General features: G+C 66.1%; 22 protein-coding genes. 3 read left to right on the top strand and 19 right to left on the bottom strand.

Annotation, left to right across the window (positions count from 1 at the left end; genetic code table 11):
• Positions 1-22 precede the first annotated feature (22 nt).
• The 4 genes from BOX37_RS20140 to BOX37_RS20155 all read right to left on the bottom strand — a co-directional run bounded on the left by BOX37_RS20140 (position 23) and on the right by BOX37_RS20155 (position 3645).
• Complete coding sequence (locus tag BOX37_RS20140) at positions 23-514, bottom strand: DUF6764 family protein (protein WP_071929020.1); 492 nt, start codon at positions 512-514, stop codon at positions 23-25.
• A 55-nt stretch (positions 515-569) separates the two neighbouring features.
• Entirely contained in the window at positions 570-1232 is a 663-nt protein-coding gene (locus BOX37_RS20145; RefSeq protein ID WP_071929021.1) for a fasciclin domain-containing protein, read from the bottom strand.
• A 248-nt stretch (positions 1233-1480) separates the two neighbouring features.
• Positions 1481-2443, bottom strand: coding sequence for a phytoene/squalene synthase family protein (locus BOX37_RS20150; RefSeq protein WP_071929022.1), 963 nt, complete (start codon positions 2441-2443; stop codon positions 1481-1483).
• 74 nt (positions 2444-2517) lie between these two features.
• Positions 2518-3645 (bottom strand): polyprenyl synthetase family protein, encoded by a 1128-nt coding sequence (locus BOX37_RS20155; RefSeq protein ID WP_084759884.1) that lies wholly within the window; start codon positions 3643-3645, stop codon positions 2518-2520.
• Between the two features lie 322 nt (positions 3646-3967).
• Here BOX37_RS20155 and BOX37_RS20160 point away from each other — a divergent pair, with 322 nt between their 5' ends.
• A complete protein-coding gene (locus BOX37_RS20160) occupies positions 3968-5341 on the top strand; it encodes a cutinase family protein (protein WP_167659967.1) in 1374 nt (457 codons plus the stop codon).
• Positions 5342-5368: 27 nt separating this feature from the next.
• On the opposite strand, the gene BOX37_RS20165 is transcribed toward BOX37_RS20160, so the two are convergent.
• The 8 genes from BOX37_RS20165 to prcB all read right to left on the bottom strand — a co-directional run bounded on the left by BOX37_RS20165 (position 5369) and on the right by prcB (position 12323).
• Positions 5369-5581 carry a helix-turn-helix domain-containing protein gene (locus tag BOX37_RS20165; RefSeq protein WP_071929024.1) on the bottom strand — a complete coding sequence of 71 codons (213 nt, stop codon included), beginning with the start codon at positions 5579-5581 and terminating at the stop codon, positions 5369-5371.
• A gap of 200 nt (positions 5582-5781) precedes the next feature.
• Entirely contained in the window at positions 5782-6756 is a 975-nt protein-coding gene (locus BOX37_RS20170; protein WP_071929025.1) for an AraC family transcriptional regulator, read from the bottom strand.
• A 175-nt stretch (positions 6757-6931) separates the two neighbouring features.
• Positions 6932-7564, bottom strand: coding sequence for a GNAT family N-acetyltransferase (locus BOX37_RS20175; RefSeq protein WP_071929026.1), 633 nt, complete (start codon positions 7562-7564; stop codon positions 6932-6934).
• Positions 7561-8739: a ThiF family adenylyltransferase gene (locus tag BOX37_RS20180; protein ID WP_206045686.1), complete on the bottom strand. Its 1179-nt coding sequence runs from the start codon at positions 8737-8739 to the stop codon at positions 7561-7563. Before BOX37_RS20180 ends, BOX37_RS20175 begins: the two co-directional genes overlap by 4 nt.
• Before the next feature lie 342 nt (positions 8740-9081).
• Entirely contained in the window at positions 9082-9438 is a 357-nt protein-coding gene (locus BOX37_RS20185) for a thiocyanate hydrolase (RefSeq protein ID WP_071929027.1), read from the bottom strand.
• Between the two features lie 11 nt (positions 9439-9449).
• Positions 9450-10151, bottom strand: a complete 702-nt coding sequence (gene scnC, locus BOX37_RS20190) for a thiocyanate hydrolase subunit gamma (protein ID WP_071929028.1) — start codon at positions 10149-10151, stop codon at positions 9450-9452.
• A gap of 41 nt (positions 10152-10192) precedes the next feature.
• Positions 10193-11032, bottom strand: coding sequence for an SH3-like domain-containing protein (locus tag BOX37_RS20195; RefSeq protein WP_071929029.1), 840 nt, complete (start codon positions 11030-11032; stop codon positions 10193-10195).
• Between the two features lie 466 nt (positions 11033-11498).
• Positions 11499-12323, bottom strand: coding sequence for a proteasome subunit beta (prcB, locus tag BOX37_RS20200; RefSeq protein ID WP_071929030.1), 825 nt, complete (start codon positions 12321-12323; stop codon positions 11499-11501).
• 723 nt (positions 12324-13046) lie between these two features.
• On the opposite strand from prcB, the gene BOX37_RS34135 reads away from it, so the two are divergent.
• The gene (locus BOX37_RS34135) at positions 13047-13229 is read left to right on the top strand and encodes a hypothetical protein (protein WP_156910465.1); all 183 of its coding nucleotides are present in this window, start codon (positions 13047-13049) and stop codon (positions 13227-13229) included.
• Here the strand turns inward: BOX37_RS34135 and BOX37_RS20205 are convergent.
• Both BOX37_RS20205 and BOX37_RS20210 read right to left on the bottom strand, forming a co-directional pair.
• A complete protein-coding gene (locus tag BOX37_RS20205; protein WP_071929031.1) occupies positions 13204-15162 on the bottom strand; it encodes an acetoacetate--CoA ligase in 1959 nt (652 codons plus the stop codon). The genes BOX37_RS34135 and BOX37_RS20205 overlap by 26 nt on opposite strands.
• Positions 15159-15890 carry a class II aldolase/adducin family protein gene (locus BOX37_RS20210; protein WP_071929032.1) on the bottom strand — a complete coding sequence of 244 codons (732 nt, stop codon included), beginning with the start codon at positions 15888-15890 and terminating at the stop codon, positions 15159-15161. Before BOX37_RS20210 ends, BOX37_RS20205 begins: the two co-directional genes overlap by 4 nt.
• 235 nt (positions 15891-16125) lie before the next feature.
• Here BOX37_RS20210 and BOX37_RS20215 point away from each other — a divergent pair, with 235 nt between their 5' ends.
• On the top strand, positions 16126-17334 hold the full coding sequence (locus tag BOX37_RS20215; RefSeq protein ID WP_476703563.1) for an IS110 family RNA-guided transposase: 1209 nt from the start codon (positions 16126-16128) through the stop codon (positions 17332-17334).
• A 62-nt stretch (positions 17335-17396) separates the two neighbouring features.
• Here the strand turns inward: BOX37_RS20215 and BOX37_RS20220 are convergent, their stop codons facing one another.
• From BOX37_RS20220 to BOX37_RS20235, 5 genes are all read right to left on the bottom strand, one after another.
• Positions 17397-17828, bottom strand: a complete 432-nt coding sequence (locus BOX37_RS20220) for a hypothetical protein (protein WP_071929033.1) — start codon at positions 17826-17828, stop codon at positions 17397-17399.
• A 26-nt stretch (positions 17829-17854) separates the two neighbouring features.
• Positions 17855-17992 carry a hypothetical protein gene (locus BOX37_RS34140; RefSeq protein WP_156910466.1) on the bottom strand — a complete coding sequence of 46 codons (138 nt, stop codon included), beginning with the start codon at positions 17990-17992 and terminating at the stop codon, positions 17855-17857.
• 296 nt (positions 17993-18288) lie between these two features.
• Positions 18289-18963, bottom strand: a complete 675-nt coding sequence (locus BOX37_RS20225; RefSeq protein ID WP_071929034.1) for an MBL fold metallo-hydrolase — start codon at positions 18961-18963, stop codon at positions 18289-18291.
• A gap of 25 nt (positions 18964-18988) precedes the next feature.
• Positions 18989-20086, bottom strand: a complete 1098-nt coding sequence (locus tag BOX37_RS20230; protein ID WP_071929035.1) for an alcohol dehydrogenase catalytic domain-containing protein — start codon at positions 20084-20086, stop codon at positions 18989-18991.
• A complete protein-coding gene (locus BOX37_RS20235) occupies positions 20083-21081 on the bottom strand; it encodes a hypothetical protein (protein WP_071929036.1) in 999 nt (332 codons plus the stop codon). The genes BOX37_RS20230 and BOX37_RS20235 overlap by 4 nt, the downstream gene beginning before the upstream one ends.
• Between the last annotated feature and the right edge of the window lie 11 nt (positions 21082-21092).

The raw sequence follows: 21092 nt of genomic DNA on the forward strand, positions 1-21092 counted from the left end.
CAGTCTCACCCCGTGCACAGCCTCACCCGAGGGAGACACATCCGTTCAACGTCTGGAAGTCCCCGGCCAGCGCAGGTCCACCGACACAGGTCGGCCCGGTCCTCCCGTCGAGGGTGACGGTCGCGCCGGCGCCGGCGATCCCGATCGCCAGGCCGGGCCGGACTCCGCTGGCCTCGACCGTCGATCCTGGGCCCACAGCGATCGCGGCCGGGCCGGACAGGTCCTGCGCCTGAGAGGTCGCCGTTCCGCCGCCGATGGCGATCGCGAGAGCGAGTCCTTGCGACCCCGCCGACGCGGCGGCGGATCCATCGATGCCGAACGCGGCCGCGGCACTTCCGCCGACGCTCGACGCGGCGCATTCCGACGTGTCCGACGAATTCTGGATCGTGCCCGCTCCGGGAACACGGCACTCGACGGGCGTTGCGGCCGCAGACGGAGCCATCGCGATCACACCGGCAACAAGGGCAGCGCCGACACCGGCTCCTGCCACTCGCCCGTACTGGTGACTGTTCATTGTCGATCTCCTCGAGAGGTGTTCACGGAATCTCGTCGCGATGTCGACGAGATCTCTACTGCGGCATCAGCACGGCATCGATCAGGTAGACGGTGGCATTGGCGGTATCGACACCGCCGCAGATCACCGCGGCGTCGTTGACCATCAGCTCGTCACCGGAGCCACTGACGGTCACCGTGCCACCCTGCACCGTCGTCTGCGTACCCGCGATGGCGTCCGGCGCGATCCGGCCCGGAACCACGTGATAGGTGAGAATCCCCTCCAGGGTGGGCGTATCGGTCTTCAGGCTCTCGACGGTGGCCGGGTCCAGTTCGGCGAAGGCTTCATCCACCGGAGCGAAGACCGTGAACTCACCACCGTTGAGCGTGTCGACCAGGTTGACCTCAGGGTTCAGCTCGCCCGACACCGCGGCGGTCAGGGTGGTGAGGAGCGGATTGTTCGATGCCGCCACCGCCACCGGTTCCGTGGCCATCGCCTCCACCGATCCCGGCCCGGTCGGGACCTGCGCGGCGTACTCCGCACAGCCCGGGCCGACCAGGCTCGACCCCATCATCCCAGCCTCCGAAGTCGGCGACGGCGACGGCGTCGTCATCATTGGTGTTGTCGTCATCGCGGCCGAGTCCGACGACGAGTCGTCTGACGAGCACGCCGGCAGACCGAACAAGGCCACCGCCGCCACCCCTACTCCTGCCACGCTCAGTCGTGCGTTGATACTCATCGCGCTCACTCTTTCCTTTCGACGGTCATCGAACTTTGTCCGGGTCACGCCAGCGGCCAGAAGATGAGGCCCGCCCGCGACTCGTCGGGCATGTGCAGGGCCGTTCAGTGCGCTGATCAGAGTCGCCGAGAAGGTCGCCGACATGCGGTTGTCACTGCCAGTGATGCTAGGACCGAAACGGAACCGATCGACCAAACGATGCAGAATTGATGCACAACTGCCAGGCTCATCTGGCCAGTCCATGACGTTCAGATACCGCCGGCGGCCAGTGCACGTGCGCGTCCGCCGCGCCGCGCCCACAGCGCGCGGGCCATCGCCGCACCGGCGACACGGGTGCGGCGCGCGTTACCCACGGTGGCCCGCTCGGTGAACACCGCGAACTCCGACTCCTCGATTCGGTCGAGAATCTCCGAGTACAGCACCGCAGCCGTGGCGACACATGGTCGCGACACCGGATGCAGCAGCGCGATGCCGGCATCGGCGTATCGGTACCACTCCCGGGCAACCGCATGTTGAGCGGCCAGGGCCGATCGAACCCTGGTGTCGGTACGGCGATTCGTCCGGCACCAGTGCAACCGGGCACGGTCCACGCCGAAAGCGGCCAGCTCGTCGGCAGGCAGATACACCCGGCCACGGTCGAGGTCTTCGGCGATGTCGCGAAGGAAGTTGGTGAGCTGAAACGCTTTTCCCAGCGCCGCGGCGTAAGGCGCGGCCTCGGCTCGAGCGCCCACGGTGCCGAGCACGGGCAGTACTTGCAGCCCGATCACCGCTGCCGACCCGTGCACGTAGCGATCCAGGGCGACCCGGTCCGGGTAGTCGGTCACCGTCAGATCCATGCGCATCGAGTCGAGGAAGTCGTCGAACAAGGCGTGCTCGATCCGGTATCTGGCGGCGGTATCGGCGAGCGCGGCGAGTATCGGATCATCTCCGAGGGCACCGGAAAGACTGTCGTGCAGATTCCGCGCCACTGCCTCCAACCGTGCCGCCGCGGTGTCGGCGGCATCGTCGCTCGGGGGCTCGTCGACGATGTCGTCGGCCCACCGGGCGAAGCCGTAGAGCGCGTGGATCGCCGGCCGTTGAGCCGGCGCGAGCAGCCGAGTCGCGAGGAAGAACGTGCGTCCATGGCGCGCGTTGAGGTCCCGGCATTTCCGGTAGGACTCGCGCAGCTCCGAGGCGCGGATGCCCGCGGCGTCGAGTTCGGTGTGCATCATCGTCGATCGCTCCTGGTCACGTTCGCATCACTACCTTTCGGTCGGGCTTCTCGGCGCCGACGACGTGAAGCCGGTCAGTGCGTCCGGTGGGTGCACAACAAGGCCATCCGGTACAGCGCGTCGGCCACCGAGGGCTCGAGCTCGGCAGCGGCGAGCAACCGGCGCGCGTGTTCGAGGCGGTCACCGATCATCTGTTCGGCGCGCTGCCGCGCGCCACAGTCGGTGATCACCGCCTGCGCGAGCGCCACGCCTCGCTCATCGATGACCTCATGGGTCCAGAGATCTCGCAGCCGGGCGCGATCCGACGGCTCGGCGAGCTGATCGGCCAGCGCGATCACGGTGGTGGCCTTACGTTCGCGGACGTCGTCTCCGGTTGTCTTGCCGGTGATCGAGGAGTCACCGAAGACGCCGAGCAGGTCGTCACGAAGCTGGAACGCTTCCCCGATCGCTTCGCCGTACTCACCGAGCAGGCCCATCACCGTCTCGTCGCAGTCGGCCATTGCCGCACCCAGCTCGAGAGGGCGACGGACGGTGTAGTTGCCGGACTTCCTACGGGCGATGTCCATCACCGCGCCCAGAGCCGGAACACGGTTCGCGTCGTTGCACAAGTCGGCGAGCTGACCTACCGCCAGTTCGCTGCGCATCGAGTCATACCGTGGCCACGCCCGATCCAGCGCCGCGGCGGTGACGCCACTTTCGCGCAACATCCGCTCGGCCCACACCAAGTACAGGTCGGCGACAAGGATCGCCGCCGACTCACCGAATCGGGCCGACGATCCGGACAACCCCTGATCGGCATGCCACGCGGCGAGACGCAGGTGGACCGCCTGCCGTCCCCGCCGGACCGCGGACTGGTCCATCACATCGTCTTGGACGAGCGCGAACGCATGCAGAAGCTCCGCGCTGGCCGCCGCGCGCAGCGCGGATTCGGACTCACCGACGCCACCACACAACCAGCCGAGATAGGCGAACACCGACCGCACACACTTGCCACCCGAGGCGAAGTCGATCATCAGCTGAGCAGGCACGGAGAACCCAGCGGGGTCCAATTCGGCCGTGCAACGCACGCGGACGAACTCATCGACATGATCACGGACCGAGTCCTGCGTGCGCGCGAGCCAATCCGCGAACCGCGCGGAACCGCCACCGCCGGCAGCGGGTTCGTGCGGCCGGAGCGCGATGGCAACTCGTTCTGCATCCACCCACCAATTGTGACACCGTTCGCCGCAAATCGCATCGTTTATGCATCGCTTGACTCGTCGCGTCGGCGATCATGCCCGACCGAAACCGAGCTACGCAGGCCTACAACGCCCACGTTCCGGTCATGCCGGCAATCGGCGGTGCCGGGGTGCCGATTGCGACACTGTTCGGCCCGGCGCCACCGACTCCTAATCTGAAATGAAAATGTGTCTGAAAATGCAGGCGGAATCGACGGCGAGTGGCGAGAATTGGGCACGACGGTTCGGCGCGATCCACACCTGCCATACCGTCGCGAATCTCCTTCGGCGACAGAGGACTTGGACGATGAACAGGTTGTCGATATCCGCCGCGGCGACGTTGGTTGCCGCCGCCGTCGCGGTCGGCACCGCCGCGGTCGGCGTCGCGCGGGCGAACATACCCGGCGTGCAGTCCTGCACCCCGTACACCGCCATCTTCGCGCCGGGGACCTGGGAGACCACGCTGAGCGCCGATCCCAGCGTGCCCGTCGGCATGCTCCGGCCCGTCGGCGATGGTCTGCAACGGCGGTTCGGCCGTGACATCACGGTGCGCTACGTCCCCTATGCCGCAAGTGCTTTCGACCTGGGCCTGAGCTACGCGGAGTCCCTGAGCACGCTGGAATCCCGCTTGCAGCAGACGCTGCGTGGCCTGTGCGGCTCGACGCGGGTCATCCTCGCCGGCTACAGCCAGGGCGCGGACGGCATCGGCGATCTGGCCACCGAGATCGGCAATGGCACCGGTCCCATCGGTGCCGATCGAGTGGTCGGTGTCGGACTGCTGGCCGATCCGCATCGCGATCCGAATACCACTTTGTCCCTGGGAAATCCGCAGCCCGGTCAGGGCATAGCCGGAACACGAAGCCGCGATTTCGGTGCGTTGACCGATCGGGTTCGCACCCTGTGTGCCGATGGCGACCTGTACTGCTCCCTCGATGCCGCCACCTCCCCGTTCCTCGCCACGGTCGGCCGGGTGCTGAGCGGTGATCCGACACCGATCGCGCACGTCGTCCCTGCCACCTCGGACCCCGATACCCTCATAGCTCAGGCCGTCACCATGGGTGCCGGCTGGACCGCCACCGCGGCGAACCTGCCGACCATCCTCGACAATCTCACCCGCCTCCCGGAGCTCATCGCGGCGGGTGACGTCCGCGGTGCGCACCAGGCCGCGCGTGACCTGAACGTCGCCTTGGCCCCGTTGGTCCAGGCCGCCGCGGGCGTGGACCGGGGCCTGGTCGCCCAGGTCATGCGCGCGGCCGCCGCCGTAGACCCCTCCGGTCGGTCCGCGGGCATCAGCGTCATCGCCGACGCCCTCGAGCACATCGATCTTCTGAGCATCGCCGACCGGGTCGGCCACATTCAGGAAATCCTCTGGCGTGCAGTCGAATCCCTCGATCGCGACGACCCCCTCGCCGCCGCAGCCCACCTGTCGACCTTGGTCGCCACCGGTGGCGACCTCATCGGCTCCGTGCTCGGCCCCGTCGCCGCGGGCATCCGAGCCGACCTGCACGCAACCACCCGAACCCTGCTCAGCATCGCCGACCCCTCGACCGTCGATGAGCTCATCCAACTCGGGCGCCAAGGCATGGACGTGGCCAACTTCTACGCCACCTCCGCCCACATCGATTACGGCGACGACGTCCACATCCTGCTGAGCTACCTGAGCTCCCAGATCGTTTCGTAGCTCTGGAAGCCCGTCGCGGCATTCAGATCAGCACGACACCGTATCTCCGGACGAATTGTCGAGTCGGACCCCCAGGACCCTCTTCAACTCGCCGACACTGTCAGCACTGGGTGTCACCACATCCCGTTCCCAACGGCTGATCTGGTTTCCGTCCCTGATCCCGATCCAGTCGGCCAACTCCGCCTGCGTGAATCCGGAGGCCATCCGCGCCGCCCGAATGGCTTTGCCGATCGTGGACATGGTCTCCCCTCTCTCTCGATGCTCTCAGAGCGGACCGCGTCGGGGCGGGTGTCCGTCGGCGAACACTCGTGCTCCTGAAGCGGTCTCGCGCAGCCACATTCGAACGATAAGGGCGATTCGGCCCCCGAAGGAGACTGTGACTGCACGGCAGCTGACTGTGCACGCACAAACTCGCGCACCGCCGGGCGCGGAAACCTTGGCTACGTCAGTGGGTTGTCCGCATCGGTGGCGCTACGACGCCAGTCACGTGGCGTCATGCCGAACGTTTCGCGGAATCGGCGGGTGAAGTGGGCGGCATCGCGGAAACCCACGGCACCGGCCACCGAGCCGATGGACCGGTGCGCGTAACCTCTGTCGATCAGCATGTCGCGCGCCCGGACCAGGCGTTGTTCGATGATCCACTGCTCGAGGCTGATACCCGACTGTGCGCATACCTTGTACAGGTGCCGAACGGAGATGTTGTTGGCGGCGGCGATATCGGGGATCTTCAAGGTCGAATCGGACAGGCGTGTCCGCACGTACCCGAGGATCTGCTCGATCAGCAGTTGCTCCGGGATGGCGGCGCCGTCACCCGGCCCGCGGCCGGCCGCCGAGATCAGCAGCGCCCGAACCATTTCCAGGCAGGACTCGCCCACCGAGGCGGCGCCCGGATCGGCTTCGAGCTGGTCGGCGATCTCGACGAGATGCTGAATCTGCGCCTTGACCATCGGGTACAGCGGCGATGCCGCCAGCCGCCCGTGCGCCGCGGCGACCGTTTCCACGGAAATGCCGAGGCGTTGTCTGGACAACTGCAGGCACAGCGTTCCGCCGAGACCCTGCCAGCCCGAGGCGAACGTGGTGGCCAGGTCGATCACTTCGCAGGCGCCGGGTTCGATCAGCGTTTGCGCACCGAACTGTTCGTGCCTGCGAAGCTGCCCGTTCTGCACGGTCACCGTCAGGATGTCGCTGGGCGTGGACCGCTCGTGCCGCCTGGTGCGGCGGACCTGGTGACCGGACACCTCCGAGCGGGTGAGCGCGATCGGACCCAGCATCCAGGACTGGTGCCGACTGACCACCTCGGCGGGCGAATCCCACATCTGCAGGTTCGCCCCGAGGTCGGCTTCCTGCAGGATCGCGGTGACCGCTTCCCGGCGGTCCGCCGGCGCGAAGTACTCGGAGTCGATCAGCACTGCCATGGACGATCTCCAACTCGGATTCTCGCCGGGCGGTGGAGTCCCTCCCGTCACCGGCCGCTACACGTTTCGGGTGGTGGCAACTCAGGCCGAGGTGATTACCCGGGGCCTGTAGTCGGCGATGCTATCGCGCCGTGGCGCGCCCGGAGCCGGATTCGCCAGGGTCGCGGACCCGACTTCACCGAACCGCGGTGGCGTGTTCCCTTGCCTCGGTGGGCCGTAGCGCCAGGATTCGACGTTCGGCCGCTGTCGCCGTCGCAGCCCATTCCGGCCGCAGAGCCGCATAGGTGCACACGTCGCGCCACCGGCCCTGGGTTCGGTACAGCTGCCGCAGCCGTGCTTCCGGCGTCAAGCCCACTCCCGACATCACCGTGTCCATCACCGGATGATCGTGCCGGTGGCCCGCCCACACCCGATGAATCCCGAGCGGCCCGAAGGCGAATGCCGCCATGAGCCGCCCCGCCTCGATACCACCCGCGCGCAACGCCCCTTCCGGCACCACGACCAGACCACCGATCATCGCGTTGCTGCCGAAATCCTCGACCAGCAGGCCGATGGTGCCGACCATGGTGTCCGCACCCGGTGCCGTGATCGCCAGCGTGTACTTGCGCCGCGGACTCTCGCCGCGGGAGCGCAGGGCAGCGTCGAACGAGGCCGCGGCCGCCCGGACCCCCATGCTGTCGGTGCCCATGTAGCGGGTCAACTGCGGGTCGGTGAAGATCCGCTGATAGACGCCCAGATCACCGGCACGAAGATCACGCAACCGCAGTCGCGGGCCGAGCAGTTCCACATCGCGCAGGTCGATCGTCAACGGACTTCCTCCATCACCCGCACGAATGCCGGAGCGATTCGTGGATCCATCGCGGGGATGAGTTCGTCGAGGTCGATATACGTTCGCCCCGAGGGGATCTGCTCGCCGAGCAGAATCCGGCGAGCGGTGTCCGCCACCAAGGCGCCCCCGAGCATCACCCCGGAGGCGAGTTGCGGCCAACTCGACAGGCTCCGCCCGATCTCGCCGACAGCATCCCGCATCGCCGGACTCAGCCGCGGCTCATCGACCACTGCCAGCAGAAACGACAGCAGTTCGCCCCGGTTCATCTTCGCGACATCGGACGAGGTCGACCCGCCGACGCGGCCGTGGAACAGGGGGCGATGTGGTTCGCGATCGAAACGCTCCACGTCCAGCAAACCGCGATCGTTGGCGTCCATCAACACCGGGACCCCTCGGCGCCGCGCGTACTCACGAGCAGCGACCTTCGCCCAGACCGTGTCACATTCCTCCACCAGCAGATCCAGCGGCCGGGTGCTGCCCACCCCATCGAAGAACGGCCCGATCGACTCCTCGGTCAACCCGTCGGTGAACACCTCGATGTCGAGATAGGGGTCGACCTCGAACATCTGGCGCGCCGCCAGCACAGCCTTGGAAACCCCGAGATCAGCCACCCCTGCCCGCAGCCGGTTCAGATTCGACAACCCGACGGTGTCGAAATCGGCCAATCGGAACGATCCGCCGACCCCTTCCATCGCCAGCGTCACAGCCGCGCTGTTACCCACCGACAACCCGATCACTCCGATCCGCCGCCCACGCAGGTCCCGCTGCTGCGCCCGGTCGATCTTGTTGCGATTCCGGTCGGTCCGCACCCGGTGAAAACCCTCGCGCGGCAGCACATGCGCCAACCGGCCGTTCCACGGATAGAACACCCACGTTCCCCACCGCCACAACGGCGTCTCGCCACAGATCCGACGACGCGACGCAGCCAGCGAGCCCGTCGAATGCGCGACAGCGGGGTCCTCGCAGCGAATCAGTTCGTCGAGCTGATCCGCGATCGTGTCGTGCACGACGCTGACAGAACTCGACGCTGCCAGCGCTTCCAGGTCACGCAGCCCTTCCGGGCTCGACGCATCGAGCAGCACGGGACGGACATGCGATGTCGCGGCGCCGGGCGTGAGTACCGCCGGACGCGGAACCGAGCCATGCAGGACCATGTGTGCACAAACCTCCGACTCTCATGAGCGAACGGACACCCGCTCGCCTCTGTCGACCAGGACGCGCAAAGAATACACACAGCACACCTTCAGCAAACCAACCCTCGGTCCACCGGCATGGCGCGGCAAAAACTCATCCACACTGGGGCGATGACAGATCGGTTCGGCGCGAACGACGACCGGTTCCACCGCACTGACCCCTTCGCGCAATGATCCCGCAAGCATCGATTCCAAGTCCTCCGGCGACGGCGACCGTGCCGAGGCGACAAGGAGACGAGGCCAGCGAATCGTGCAGCGTGCCGCGGGTGCTGCGACCCCCTCCCGATCGGAGAGACGCGGCTTTCAGGCTTCCAGCCTGGCCCGGACGGCGTCGAGGCGCTGCTGGAGTTCCCCCTCGTCGATGACCCCGCGGGACACCAAGGTGTGCGCCAGGGCAACGAGTTGGTTTTCGGGGTAGGGAAGTCCGGCGTAGAGGGTTGAGGTCAGCTGGTCCTCCTCGTCTCGGCGTTGGACGAGGTCGGGGACGCCCTGTGCGCCCCGTGCGCGATCGAGGGCGTCGCACAAACCGTCCAGGCTCGACTTCCACGGGGGCACCAGGTTGACGACGCCATAGGCGGCCGCCATGCGCGGCCACACCTGATTGCGCGCGATGATCCTGCGCAAGGGCGCGATGTCGGATTCCTCCACCGGACTCACCATCAGGTCCTTCCTCAGTCGACCAGATGGATCGCCGGCCGGGTCTCGGTGATGACGTTGCTGGTCACGCCCGCCTTGGGCAGCGCCACGCCGATCAGGCAATCGCGGGTGACGAGCGCGGCGAGCTGATCTTCATCCCATCCGGCGGTTCCCTCCGGACGCACCGGCATCACCATGAAGCGATGCTTCTGGTTGGAGTCCTGCACCCGGATCGCCACCTCGTCGCTCAGATACAGACCGAACTCGGCAAGTACCTGGCGAGGCCAGCGCACCAGTCGCCGCCGATAGTTCGGCGTGCGGTACCACTCGGGCGAATTGCCCAGAATCGGACGCGGGTAGCACGAACACAAAGCGCAGACGATCACGTGATGCAGCGTCGGTGTGTCCTCGAGAATCTCGAACGCCGTGAAATCACTGGGTGTTCCGAAACCGGTGGGTTCGAGCCAATCCACGCCGACTTCCCTGCTCGCCGCCATCGGCTCGGTGAGTGCCAGCGCTTTGAAGTCGGGATCGAGCCATGCCCGGGCGACCAGGTGCGCGGCCGGGGTCGGCCCGATCTGCTCGGCGAATTCGGTGAAGCGGCGATGTTCCTCGGCGGTGAAAATGCCCTTTTCGATACACAGTTCGCGCAGCGCGATCTCCAGGACTTCGAAGTCTGTGACTTCGTCCACCATGGGCGCCACCGTGCGGTCGTGGTCGTGGTCGTGGTCGGACATGGAATCCCTTCCTCGCGCAATGCCGTTCGCCGACTGGTGGACTATGCCGCGCGCTTCAGCCAGCGTTGCGGGAGTTCGGTCTGCAAGGTGTCTTTCGTGGCACCGGTGTAGCCGTCCCACAATTCGGCGAGGTCGAACCTGACGACGTAGAACCATTCGGGTTCGGCGTCGGGCCGATCCCAGGTCTCGTCCTCGGCGGCCGGACTTTCATAGGCGACCGACGCTATTTCTCCGGTCGCGCCACGAACGTATTCCGGAGTTCTCGTATACAGCAGTGCGGGCATATCGCGCACCGTCACCGCGTCGCCGACCCGGAAAGCGGGCTCTCCCGCCCGGCCGGCGAACACCTGCGGATCGCCCTTGCCGACAGCACGAAGGTGATGCTCGTTCCGCTCGACCTTCGCACCATCGCCTTCTCGCTTGGGCTGCGCCGCCAACGTCTTGCCGGCGAGCCCGCCGTCATACCGCGCCCGAACCTCTTCCATCCGTTCGCTCAACTCCCCGAGCGCGATGTGATGCTTCTCGACGAGAACGCGCACAACGGCCAGCAGCCAGCGACCGTAATACGGCAAACCCAGGTAGATGGCGCGACCGACATCCACATTGCCCATCCGCCGCCGTTCCTCCGAGAGCCAGATCCCGCGCCAGGCGAGTACCTCACACGTCACATAGGTGTTGTGCTCCCACACCTCGTACTGTTTGTTCTCGAATTTCATCGCCGCGTCCGGCTCGCCGCCGACGTCGTGCACGGTCTTCAAATACGCTTTCAAGCGCTCGTGATCGAGGAGATCCGGGGTCGGCGCATCGGGAAGTTCTGGATAGGCGGAGTGGAGCCTGGCCACCAAATCCAGCTGAGCGGCCCGCTCCGCAGCGGTACTCATGAAGGCTCCCTTCACAGCGGCTTGGTCGAACTACTGGGCAGCGCACCTCACAAGGTCGAATGTATGCCTCATCGTCGCTGATGGGTAGCGGTCTCCGGAACTTTCCGGCTACTGAACGGCCCCTAGCGGGAATCACAGTCGAGGCGGGGCGCCACGAGCGGCGCCTGCACAGTCCATCAGGCCCGGATTTCAGAACCACCGATGACACGTTTTTGCACAAAACATGCAGGCCAGCGCCAAAATGGCACTGACCTGCACTGTGTAATCACGGCAACCTTTCACACCGTGCCAGCCGGAAAGCGGTCGGCAGCGAATCCCTTCGGTTCGATCCTGCTCTCGTGGTACAAGGCGTTCAACCGCACCTTCTCGATGTCGTCCATCGAGAAAAGCTATAGGGGGACCCGGACACGAAAATACCTGTCACGGTGTGACCGTGACAGGTATCGTCCGATGATCGAAAATCAGTTCACGAGCGTTCCACCGTGCGGTCGCGCAACAACTCGCGGGTGATCTCGACGAAACGTCCCTCCGGGACATCTCGAGCTCCCTTGGAGTCGACGATCACCGCGGTCGGATAGATACCCCGCGCCACATCCGGGCCACCCGTGGCTGTGTCGTCCTCGGCGGCGTCGAACAGCGACTCGACGGCAATCCGCAACGCGCGATCCTCGTCGATACCCCGCGCATAGGTCTTCTTCAACGAAGACTTCGCGAACAACGAACCCGAGCCGACCGCGGCATAACCGAACCGCTCCTCACTGCGACCACCCACGACATCGTAGGAAACAATCCGGCCCGCGCTGCTCGGATCGGCGGCTTCCACGTCATAGCCGACCAGCAGTGGAACCACCGTCATATCCTGCAGTGCAGCCGGAAGGTTGTCTCGCACCATCTTCGACAGCTTGTTGGCCTTGCCATCGAAGGTGAGCGATACGCTCTCGATCTTCTCGTAGTGCTCGAGTTCGACCGCGAACAACCGAATCATCTCCACAGCTGTGGCCACCGTGCCCGCGAAACCCGCTGCCGAGTACGCATCGGTGATGTACACCTTCTGCATGTCGCGGCTCGCGAGCAGATTCCCCATCGTGCCCCGCCTGTCACCGGCCAACAACACACCACCGTCGTAGCTCACCGCGACAATCGTGGTCCCGTGCACGGTCGCATCCTCCCCGATGCCCGCCTTCCCCACACCGCCGCGCTCGAAACTGGCCCACGGCAGTAACTCCGGCGAATTCGCACGCAGGTAGTCGGAGAAGGAGGACGTCTCGTATCCCCACTCGAACCCCGCCATCGCAACCCCTTCCGTATACCAACCGCGATCCACACCCGGCCACCGACACTACCTGCTCGAACACGGAAGCCTCCCGCGAATACAGCTGTCATACACAGTTTCCCGGACCGCCGCGCCAGCCACGGCAACGACCTGCGGGCGGGTGCGGGCACGTTCGGTGGCGTCGGGTCCGCCAGGTGGGCCGATGACCGGGCGGGTGGAGAAGGTCGATCGCGGCGTGGCCGCCGGGCTAGGCGGGTAGCTGCGCCGGTGAACGCGAACAGGACCGTCGCCGGGCGGCTCGAGCTGGGAAACCACCCGTTGTAGACCGTGACCGCGTCCAGGCCCGGGAAGGCGGCGGGCAGGTCCAGGACTTCGGCACCGGAGACCAGGAAGGCGTTTTCGGTTCGTCCACGAGCTGCCCGCCGCGCCTGGGTCCATCCCCCGCTCGTGCGGGGCCGACGTCGAGAAGGTCACCCTCGCCGACCTTGACCAGGAGCCATCCCCGCGGCCATGACACCGTCGATCGCGCCGTCCAGCCGTAAGACCGGGGGCGAGCTTCCGTTGAGCAGAGTCGGATCGATGATGATCGTGGCACCGGTCCCGCTGATTCCGGCGAGAATGTAGCGGACCACCGCACGGCAAGCGGCGCCAACGAGCCCCGTGTAGAGGTCCCCACTTGCCGAAAAGCAATTGGTAGCACTGATGGATAAGTCCCCCACGAGCCCTCTTTCGGCTCGCGGCATGGGAGCAAACGTGGGGGCGCCCGGGCCCCCGGTCGCGCTGCGGGCACCGCTGCTGCTGCCACACACCGCCCGCCTTCTCCGTAATCCGCTCGCCTACATCGGCGTCTCGCAGCGGCGCCAGCGCCTCGGTGGCGCCCTACTGATTTGTCTCGAGGTCAATTTCGTGGGCGGCGCACTGTAGCGAACCAGTCGATCAATCCAGGGTCGTCGACTGCCGACGGTGTGACGACCCTGCTGGGACTGCCGCCCTGCAGGACCTTCTTCAGCGGGACTTCGAGCTTCTTGCCGGTCTTGGTGTGCGGGATCCCCGGCGCGACGATGATGTCGTCCGGAACATGGCGAGGTGAGACGGTGTTACGGATGATCTGGTTGATTCGTCGGCGCAGGGGCTCGGTGAGTTCGGTGCCTTCGGTGAGGACAACGAACATCGGCATCCAGTACCCGCCGTCGGGTTGCTCGATGCCCAGCACCAGAGTGTCCTCGATTTCCGGCAGGGAGTCGACCACATGATAGATGTCGGCACTGCCCATCCGGACGCCGTTGCGGTTGAGGGTGGAGTCGGATCGGCCGTGCACGATGACGCTGCCGCGGCTGGTGAGTGTGATCCAGTCGCCGTGTCGCCAAGTACCGGGGTAAGTGTCGAAATAGGCTTCGCGGTAGCGCTCCTCACCGGGATCGTTCCAGAACATCACCGGCATGGACGGCATCGGTCGGGTGACAACCAGTTCGCCGACCCCGCCGCGCACCGGGTGCCCTCGTTCGTCCCACGAGTCCAGTGCGACACCCAGATACGGTGCCGACAGCTCACCCGGCCACACCGGCACGGTGCGCACGCCCCCGGCGAAGGCCGTGACCACATCGGTGCCGCCGCTGATCGAGGACACGGCGACCTGCCGACCGACTCGGTCGCGAACCCACAGTGACGTCGATGCCGGTAGTGCTGCGCCGGTGACGCCGACTGTGCGCAGCGCCGTGAGGTCGTGTTCGCGGCGCGGTTCGATTCCGGCCTTCGCGCATGCCAGCAGATAGGCAGGGCTGGTACCCAACACGGTCGCTCTGGTCCGGGCGGCCAAGTCCCACAACATGTCTGGAGCTGGATAGGAAGGGCTGCCGTCGTAGCAGACGATGGTCGCACCGACGAGCAGACCGGCTACCTGGTAGTTCCACATCATCCACGAGGGGCTGGTGAACCAGAAGAAGGTGTCGTCGGCGCCGATATCGGATTGCAGGCCAAGCGCTTTGAGATGTTCGAGCAGGACGCCGCCGTGGCCGTGCACGATTCCCTTCGGGGTGCCGGTCGTGCCCGAGGAGTAGAGCACCCACAGCGGATGATCGAAAGGAACTGCGACAGTGTCGATCCCGGGGGTGCCTGCCTCGTAGTTCGCGACGTCGTCCCAGCTCAGCGACTCGAATACGGTGAGCCCGACGTGTGGCACGGCGATCGTCGCGCGCAAACTGGGGATTCGGTCGCGCAGCGTGGTGATGGCGTCGCGTTTGTCGTGGATCTTGCCGCCGTAGCGGTATCCGTCGCAGGTGATCAGCACCAGCGGCTCCAGTTGACCGAGTCGATCGAGCGCCGCGTGGGCCGAGTAGTCCTGTCCGCACGCGCTCCAGATCGCGCCGAGACTGGCGGTGGCCAGAAACGCGATCACCGCCTCGGGGATGTTCGGCAGGTACCCGACCACTCGATCGCCTGACCCGACACCCATCGAGCGTAGTGATCGAGCCAGTGTGGCGGTGCGGGTGAGCAATTCGTCCCAGCTGATCTCGCGGAGGGCGCCGTCTTCAGTGGGTACGAGGATGGCGGCTTGATCCGTGCGGGCGTTGCGCACCACGTGGTCGACATAGTTGAGCCGGGTTCCGGGGAACCAGCGTGCGTCGGGCATAGGTTGCTCGGTGAGCACTGCTCCTCGCTCTTTGCCGAGGTCGAACCAGTCCCACACGGTGCGCCAGAAGCCGGGCACGTCGCTGATCGACCAGCGCCACAACGCCGCATAGTCGGGGAAGGCGATCCCGGTCCGGGTTGTGACGAAGTCGGTGAACGCGGTGAGCTGGGCCTGGGCGATGTCATCCGGAGTGGGCGACCACTGTGGCACTGGCTGGTCGTCGCTCATCGTGGGCCCGCACCGGTCTCACCCGGGCACGGAACATCGGATCCACGTTCGGCGCTGCGGAGCAGGTAGTCGAAGCCGGCCTGGATTTGCGTCGGGTTCCAGACCTGGCTGCGCTTGTATTCGGTCTCGGACTCACTCGACCAGGTCTTCGGACCACCCGCCGACAGGGACATGAGCTGGGTGCGGCACGCCCGCTCGAGCAGTACGGAATACATGACGGCAGTCGCCACGTCGGGGCCGACAGTGACCGCGCCGTGATTCGGGATGAGGACCGCGGCAGCGTCGCCGAGTGTGGTTGCCAACGCGTCGCCCAGGTCGTGGGTGTCGATCAGGGCACCGGTTTCGGTGAAACGTGGCAGCCGCGAGTACGCGAACATCACCCCGTCGTGGGAGATCGGGCGGATGTCGCAGTTCAGTGACGCGAACGCCGACAGTGCTGGTGCGTGGGTGTGTACGACGCTGCCGACGTCGGGTCGCTCTGCCATGATGGCGGTGTGTATGGGGTATTCGAGGTGGCGTCGACCTGTTCCGTCGAGAACGACGCCTGCGGGTGAAACGAGGACGACCTTGTCGTCGTCGATTTCCTCGAATCCCCACCCGGATGCCTTCATCCAGACACCACGGCCCTCGGGGTCGCGGACCGAGGCGTGTCCCCACACCATGTCGCCCAAACCTGCGACGGCGAGAGCTCGGCTCGCCTGCACAACGTGAGTTCGTGGGTCGGTCACGGTGTCCTTACCTTTCTTGGTGGGTGGTAGAGCCCGCAGCCATCGGGTTCCGAATCACCTGGGAGTGGCGGGTATGGCTGTCATGGTGTTGCCGAGGTTGATGGCCGCAGGAGAATGGCCGCCCGCTGCTCCCCGACGACTCGACCGCTGATTGAGAGACGCGATTCGATCGCTGTGTAAGGACACGACGGCGTGGTCGTCGACCGAACCGCAGGAACGGCAACGGCTGGTGGAGGTGGTTGTGTCTCAACAACTTTGGTCGGGAATCGATGGCGGTAAGTCCGCCCACCACTGCGTGGTGATCGACAGTGACGGTCGGCGTCGCCTGTCCCGAAAAGTCGACAACGACGAGACCGCGCTGCGTGGTCTGATCGAGGACGTGGTGGCCCTGGCCGACGGCGGGCAGCTGGTCTGGGCCATCGATTTGAACCATGGTGGCGCGGCCTTGCTGATCACGCTGCTCGCCGAGCACGACCAGACATTGCTCTATATCCCTGGCCGCACCGTCTATCACGCATCGGCCAGCTACCGCGGTGACGGCAAGTCCGATGCCAAGGACGCGGCCATCATCGCCGATCAGGCGCGCATGCGCCGCGATCTGCAACCACTGCGCGCCGGTGACGAGATCGCCACCGATCTGCATATCCTCACCGCACGGCGCACCGACCTGACCTGCGATCGAACCCGGGCGTTCAACCGGCTGCGCGCCCAGCTGCTGGAGTACTTCCCGGCGCTCGAGCGGGCATTCGACTACAGCAAATGCCGGGCGGCGGTGCTGTTGCTGACCAACCACAACACTCCAGACGGACTGCGCGGCCTCGGAATCGAGGCGTTGACCGCCTGGCTGCGAGAACGCAAGGCACGCAACGCCGCCAAGGTCGCCGCCACCGCCATCGCGGCAGCGAAAGCCCAGCATTGCGTGGTGATCGGTCAACACATCGCCGCACAGATGGTCACTCGACTGGCCGAAGAGGTGATACGACTCGACGAAGAGATCACCGACACCGATGCGATGATCGAGCAACGATTTCGCCGCCATCACCACGCCCCGATCCTGCTGAGCATGCCCGGATTCGGTGTTCTGCTCAGCGCTGAGTTCCTCGCCGCCACAGGCGGCGACATGAACGTGTTCACCGGGCCCGACCGCCTCGCCGGCGTCGCCGGCCTGGCCCCGGTCCCTCGCGATTCCGGGCGCATCCGTGGCAATCTCAAACGGCCACGACGCTACGACCGTCGCCTGCTGCGCGCCTGCTACATGTCGGCACTGGTCGCAACCCGCCACGACCCCGCTTCCCGCGCCTACTACCAGCGCAAGAGAGCTGAAGGCAAAAGACATATCCAGGCCGTCATCGCGCTGGCGCGACGCCGCCTCAACGTCTTGTGGGCCATGCTCAACAACCACACGCCTTACCGAACGCCCAGCGCGGCAACGACACCCGCCTGACATGGTCATGCCTTATCGGGACTTCGAGCGCTTGACAACGTCATTGAGGTTCTCCTGGGATTTCAGAGGGATCGGGCGGCAGCAGGATCGAGGACAACGCGGTCGGTGCCGGGGAGTACGGCGTCCTCAGCGCGTGATGGTGCATCGTCTGCGTAGCCGAGGGTGACGAGGACCAAGGTCACCAGGCGCGAAGCCAGCCGCTTGGCGGCGTCGGCATCGTAGCCCCAGCACAGGGCAATCGTGGCCACCTCGTCGTGGATGCGTTGGTGACCATGGGCTACCAGTCGCGCGACATCACTTTCGTCGATCGCTCGGCCGACTGCCTGCGTCAGTGTTCGTACAGCGGCGTCGAGATCGGTGCGGCGCTGGTCGGAGCCCATCATCGTCCACAGTCGGTTGCTGATCTGTTGCGGGCTGAGATCGGGGGCATCACCCGCAAGGGCAGCCCGCACGGCCGCGCTCACTTCGGCCTGGGCGGTCTCGATCGTGCACACACGACTTCCACGGGTTCGGGGCGCCATCATGAGTTCGCCTGCCCGTACCAGTCGTCGGGTACGGTCCAGTCCCAGTGCACATGGTCGATCGCGTAGTGCCGATGCTGGTGGTCGATGTAGGCGCGACAGGCGTCGACGGATCCGGCGGCGGAAGTGCCGCGCAAGATCAATCCTGCCGAAAGTCGATGCCAGACAATCGTTGCCGAGAGAAATCGACACACGGGCAGCTCCTGTGGAGAAGGTGTAGCCGGATGACCTTCCATGACCGGACCGGTCATGGAAGGTCGGGGGGCGGGCGAGCTGGGTCAGCAACTCGCCGACCGCCGAGCCAGGCCGAGCTTTCGCACGCAACCGCAGCAGCCGGGCGGGGACCGCGGCGCGGTCGATAGCTCGAGCGTGGCCTGGCGTCGGCTCGCGGGCGGCGTCGGTGTTGGCGAGCCGACCGCAAGTCAGGGCACTGCTAGGGCGTGATCGGGTGCGAGGTCGCGTGGTCGAGAACCAGTACTTCGGTGGTCTCGGGCGCGAGGTTCTTCAGCAACTGGCAGTGCATGTTCTGGTGTGCGGGCGCCAGACCTGCCTGGTGAATCGGCACTACGACGCGCGGAGCGATCGACCGCAGGTAGTCGATTCCCTCGCCGATCTTCATCCACGGCCCACCGATCGGCAGCAACAACACATCGACAGTCGCAGCGATCTCGTCGAAAGCATCGCCCGGGTGGAAGACGGCGTCGTCGATCAGATAGCCGACGTTGTCCGAGGTGGGCAACGCCGAATGGACGCAGGCGTGCTCACCGCCGGTGATCACGATGTCGTGACCGAGCACCGAGAGCTTCTGGCCCGGCTGCGCCACGTGCGCGGGCCGCCGCATGTTCTCGGGATAGTCGGGGCTGTCCAGTGCCCCGAGCGTGCCCTCGCCGACGATCAGCTGGGCGGCGGGGTTGGCCGCCATCAGCGCCGCGAGCCGCGGACCGTCGAGATGGTCGGGGTGAGCATGGGTGATCAGGATCAGGTCGAGGTCGGCCAAGTCCTCGAACCCCTGCGAGTAGGTACCCGGGTCGAACAGGATTCGCGTCGAGGCGGCCGCGCCCGGTATCTCCACGAGAACGCAGGCGTGCCCGAAGTGGGTGATGTTCATAGCTTTTCGCCTTCCGGTGGGGTGTTCAGGGGTTGACCACGGTCATCCACATCGGCTCCTTGCGGTTCACCATCGCGTCGACCGCGGTATCGGCATCGGCGAGGGGGAAGCGCTGGGTGATCAGTTCGTCCACGTTCAGTGCGCCGGATCCGAGCAGGGCGAGGACCTGTTCGGCGTCGGACCTGGTGCAGGCGCGAGTGCCGACGAAACGCCAGCAGTTCACCATCAAGGCCAGCGGCGGCAGCGACAACGGCGTGGTGTTGCCGCCCATGTGCGCGATGGTGCCGCCGGTGCGCAGGGCAGCCATCGCCTGGCTGGTGGCCGCACCGGCCGGGATGTAGTCGGCGACGGCGTGGACGCCGGCCGGGGCCAGCTCGCGCAGCCGGCGGGTGAGACCGCCGGTGCTCTCCCAGTCGGTCGGCAATTCGTCCAGTGCGATGGTGTCGACCGCCACGTTGCCTGCCAGCGGGGTGACCGCGGCGAGCCGTTCGGCGGAGCGGCCGACCAGCAGCAGCCGGGCGATGCCGAAGTGCTCGGCCAGCTTGATCGTCGCGGTGCCCATCGTCCCGGTGGCGGCGGTGGTGACGACCGTCGAGCCGAGCGGCAGCTGTGCGCATTTCAAGATCCGCACGACATTCGCCAGGTCGTGCACCTTGGCGGCGACGTCGAAGCTGACGTTGCCCGGGAGCTGGTCGATCAGCCAGTGCGGTACCCGGATGTATTCGGCGAGGCCACCGTCGTGGTAGCGCTCGTAGAGCGGCATCGGCATCGTGCCGAAGCCCGCGTGCCCGATCATCGCCTGCTGGGGGCACATCATGTCGCGGTCGGTGCGGCAGTAGTCGCAGTTGCGGCAGTTGAGGTTGGGGTGCACCCGCACCCGATCGCCAACCTCCAGGTCGGCGACCTGCTCGCCCACCGCGGCTACTGTGCCTGCGGCTTCGTGCCCGAGTGTCGTCGGAAGATGTTTGAAGGCGCCCATTTTCAGCAGGGCGATCATGCCGGGTGCCAGCCCGGCGGAGACGACCTTGACCACGACGTCGAGTGGTCCTGGCTGCGGAATCGGGATCTGTTCGAGGGTCAGGGTGTGCGCGCCTTCGGTGGCGCGGGCGGCGAGCATGGTCATCGCGAGCTTCTTTCCCCGGCGAGGGCATCGAGGTATTCGGGTGTGCAGGGCTGTGCGGTGCGTGAGGTCTCGGCAACCTGGGGCAGTTCGCGATGGGAGAGCACGCTGAGGTACGCGCCGTCCTCATGGCCGACGCTGGTGTGGGCGATGCCGAGCGGGATCCGGACGAAGTCGCCCGGACCGAGTTCGACGATCCCGCGCTGGGTCACCAGTGTGCGCGAGCCACTGATCTGGTACTGGATCTCGTCGGCGTCCAGGGCCCGTGTGTAGCGCCGCACGTCTACCGACTCAGCCGTGAATGTTTTTGTGCCCAAACTGAATTGGTCGACCGCGTAGAGCGGATTCGAGCCCGGGCCGACAGCGAATACCGAGATCCGGTCGGGTTCGTCGGTGACACGGTCGAGCAGTTCGTGCTCGTCGATGCCGAACACGGTGATGTCGTGGCCCGGTGATCCCATGCACTGAGTGACGGCCTCGTTGAGCTGTCCCGGCTGCCATCCGGGAAACGGCGGCAGCGCTGGCGATGAAGTGCGCACCGCACTACCTGTTTCGGTGACCGGCGCCGGAATGTAGAACAGCAGATGGCTTTCGGTGCGCCCGTAGTTGTCGTGCGCGACACCGCGCGGAATGCGGGAGAACTCGCCGGGCCGGTGTTCGATGGTGCCGAGTTCGGTCATCAGGGTGCGTTCGCCGTCGATCTGGTAGGAGATCTCGTCGACGTCGCAATTGCGGTGGTAGAAGGGCTGGCGATTGTCCATCGTCTGCCACTCGATGCGGATCTGGTCGTTCTCGTAGACCCCGCGCGGCGGGGCGAACGGCTGTGCCTGGTATTGCTGGGGGAAGTGGACCACCGTCAGTGGCGGATGATCGCGCCACAGCTTCATCGGCATCTTGCCCGGGTGCGGTGGGGAGAGCAGGTGCCGTTCGTCGCGGCGGATGCTGCGCAGGGGCACCCCGGACGTCATGGTCACGATGTCTTCGATGACAACACTCATTGCAGAGACCT

It is taken from the genome of Nocardia mangyaensis (assembly GCF_001886715.1).
Lineage (GTDB): Bacteria > Actinomycetota > Actinomycetes > Mycobacteriales > Mycobacteriaceae > Nocardia > Nocardia mangyaensis.

Bases quoted from the DNA above. Each gene is read 5' to 3' on its own strand.
- BOX37_RS20225 (WP_071929034.1), bottom strand. From the start codon at position 18,963: ATGAACATCACCCACTTCGGGCACGCCTGCGTTCTCGTGGAGATACCG.
- BOX37_RS20230 (WP_071929035.1), bottom strand. From the start codon at position 20,086: ATGACCATGCTCGCCGCCCGCGCCACCGAAGGCGCGCACACCCTGACC.
- BOX37_RS20195 (WP_071929029.1), bottom strand. From the start codon at position 11,032: ATGAGTACCGCTGCGGAGCGGGCCGCTCAGCTGGATTTGGTGGCCAGG.
- BOX37_RS20180 (WP_206045686.1), bottom strand. From the start codon at position 8,739: ATGGTCCTGCATGGCTCGGTTCCGCGTCCGGCGGTACTCACGCCCGGC.
- BOX37_RS20170 (WP_071929025.1), bottom strand. From the start codon at position 6,756: ATGGCAGTGCTGATCGACTCCGAGTACTTCGCGCCGGCGGACCGCCGG.
- BOX37_RS20140 (WP_071929020.1), bottom strand. From the start codon at position 514: ATGAACAGTCACCAGTACGGGCGAGTGGCAGGAGCCGGTGTCGGCGCT.
- BOX37_RS34135 (WP_156910465.1), top strand. From the start codon at position 13,047: ATGGGAGCAAACGTGGGGGCGCCCGGGCCCCCGGTCGCGCTGCGGGCA.
- BOX37_RS20160 (WP_167659967.1), top strand. From the start codon at position 3,968: ATGAACAGGTTGTCGATATCCGCCGCGGCGACGTTGGTTGCCGCCGCC.
- BOX37_RS20185 (WP_071929027.1), bottom strand. From the start codon at position 9,438: ATGGTGAGTCCGGTGGAGGAATCCGACATCGCGCCCTTGCGCAGGATC.
- scnC (WP_071929028.1), bottom strand. From the start codon at position 10,151: ATGTCCGACCACGACCACGACCACGACCGCACGGTGGCGCCCATGGTG.
- prcB (WP_071929030.1), bottom strand. From the start codon at position 12,323: ATGGCGGGGTTCGAGTGGGGATACGAGACGTCCTCCTTCTCCGACTAC.
- BOX37_RS20150 (WP_071929022.1), bottom strand. From the start codon at position 2,443: ATGATGCACACCGAACTCGACGCCGCGGGCATCCGCGCCTCGGAGCTG.
- BOX37_RS20235 (WP_071929036.1), bottom strand. From the start codon at position 21,081: ATGAGTGTTGTCATCGAAGACATCGTGACCATGACGTCCGGGGTGCCC.
- BOX37_RS20165 (WP_071929024.1), bottom strand. From the start codon at position 5,581: ATGTCCACGATCGGCAAAGCCATTCGGGCGGCGCGGATGGCCTCCGGA.
- BOX37_RS20205 (WP_071929031.1), bottom strand. From the start codon at position 15,162: ATGAGCGACGACCAGCCAGTGCCACAGTGGTCGCCCACTCCGGATGAC.
- BOX37_RS20145 (WP_071929021.1), bottom strand. From the start codon at position 1,232: ATGAGTATCAACGCACGACTGAGCGTGGCAGGAGTAGGGGTGGCGGCG.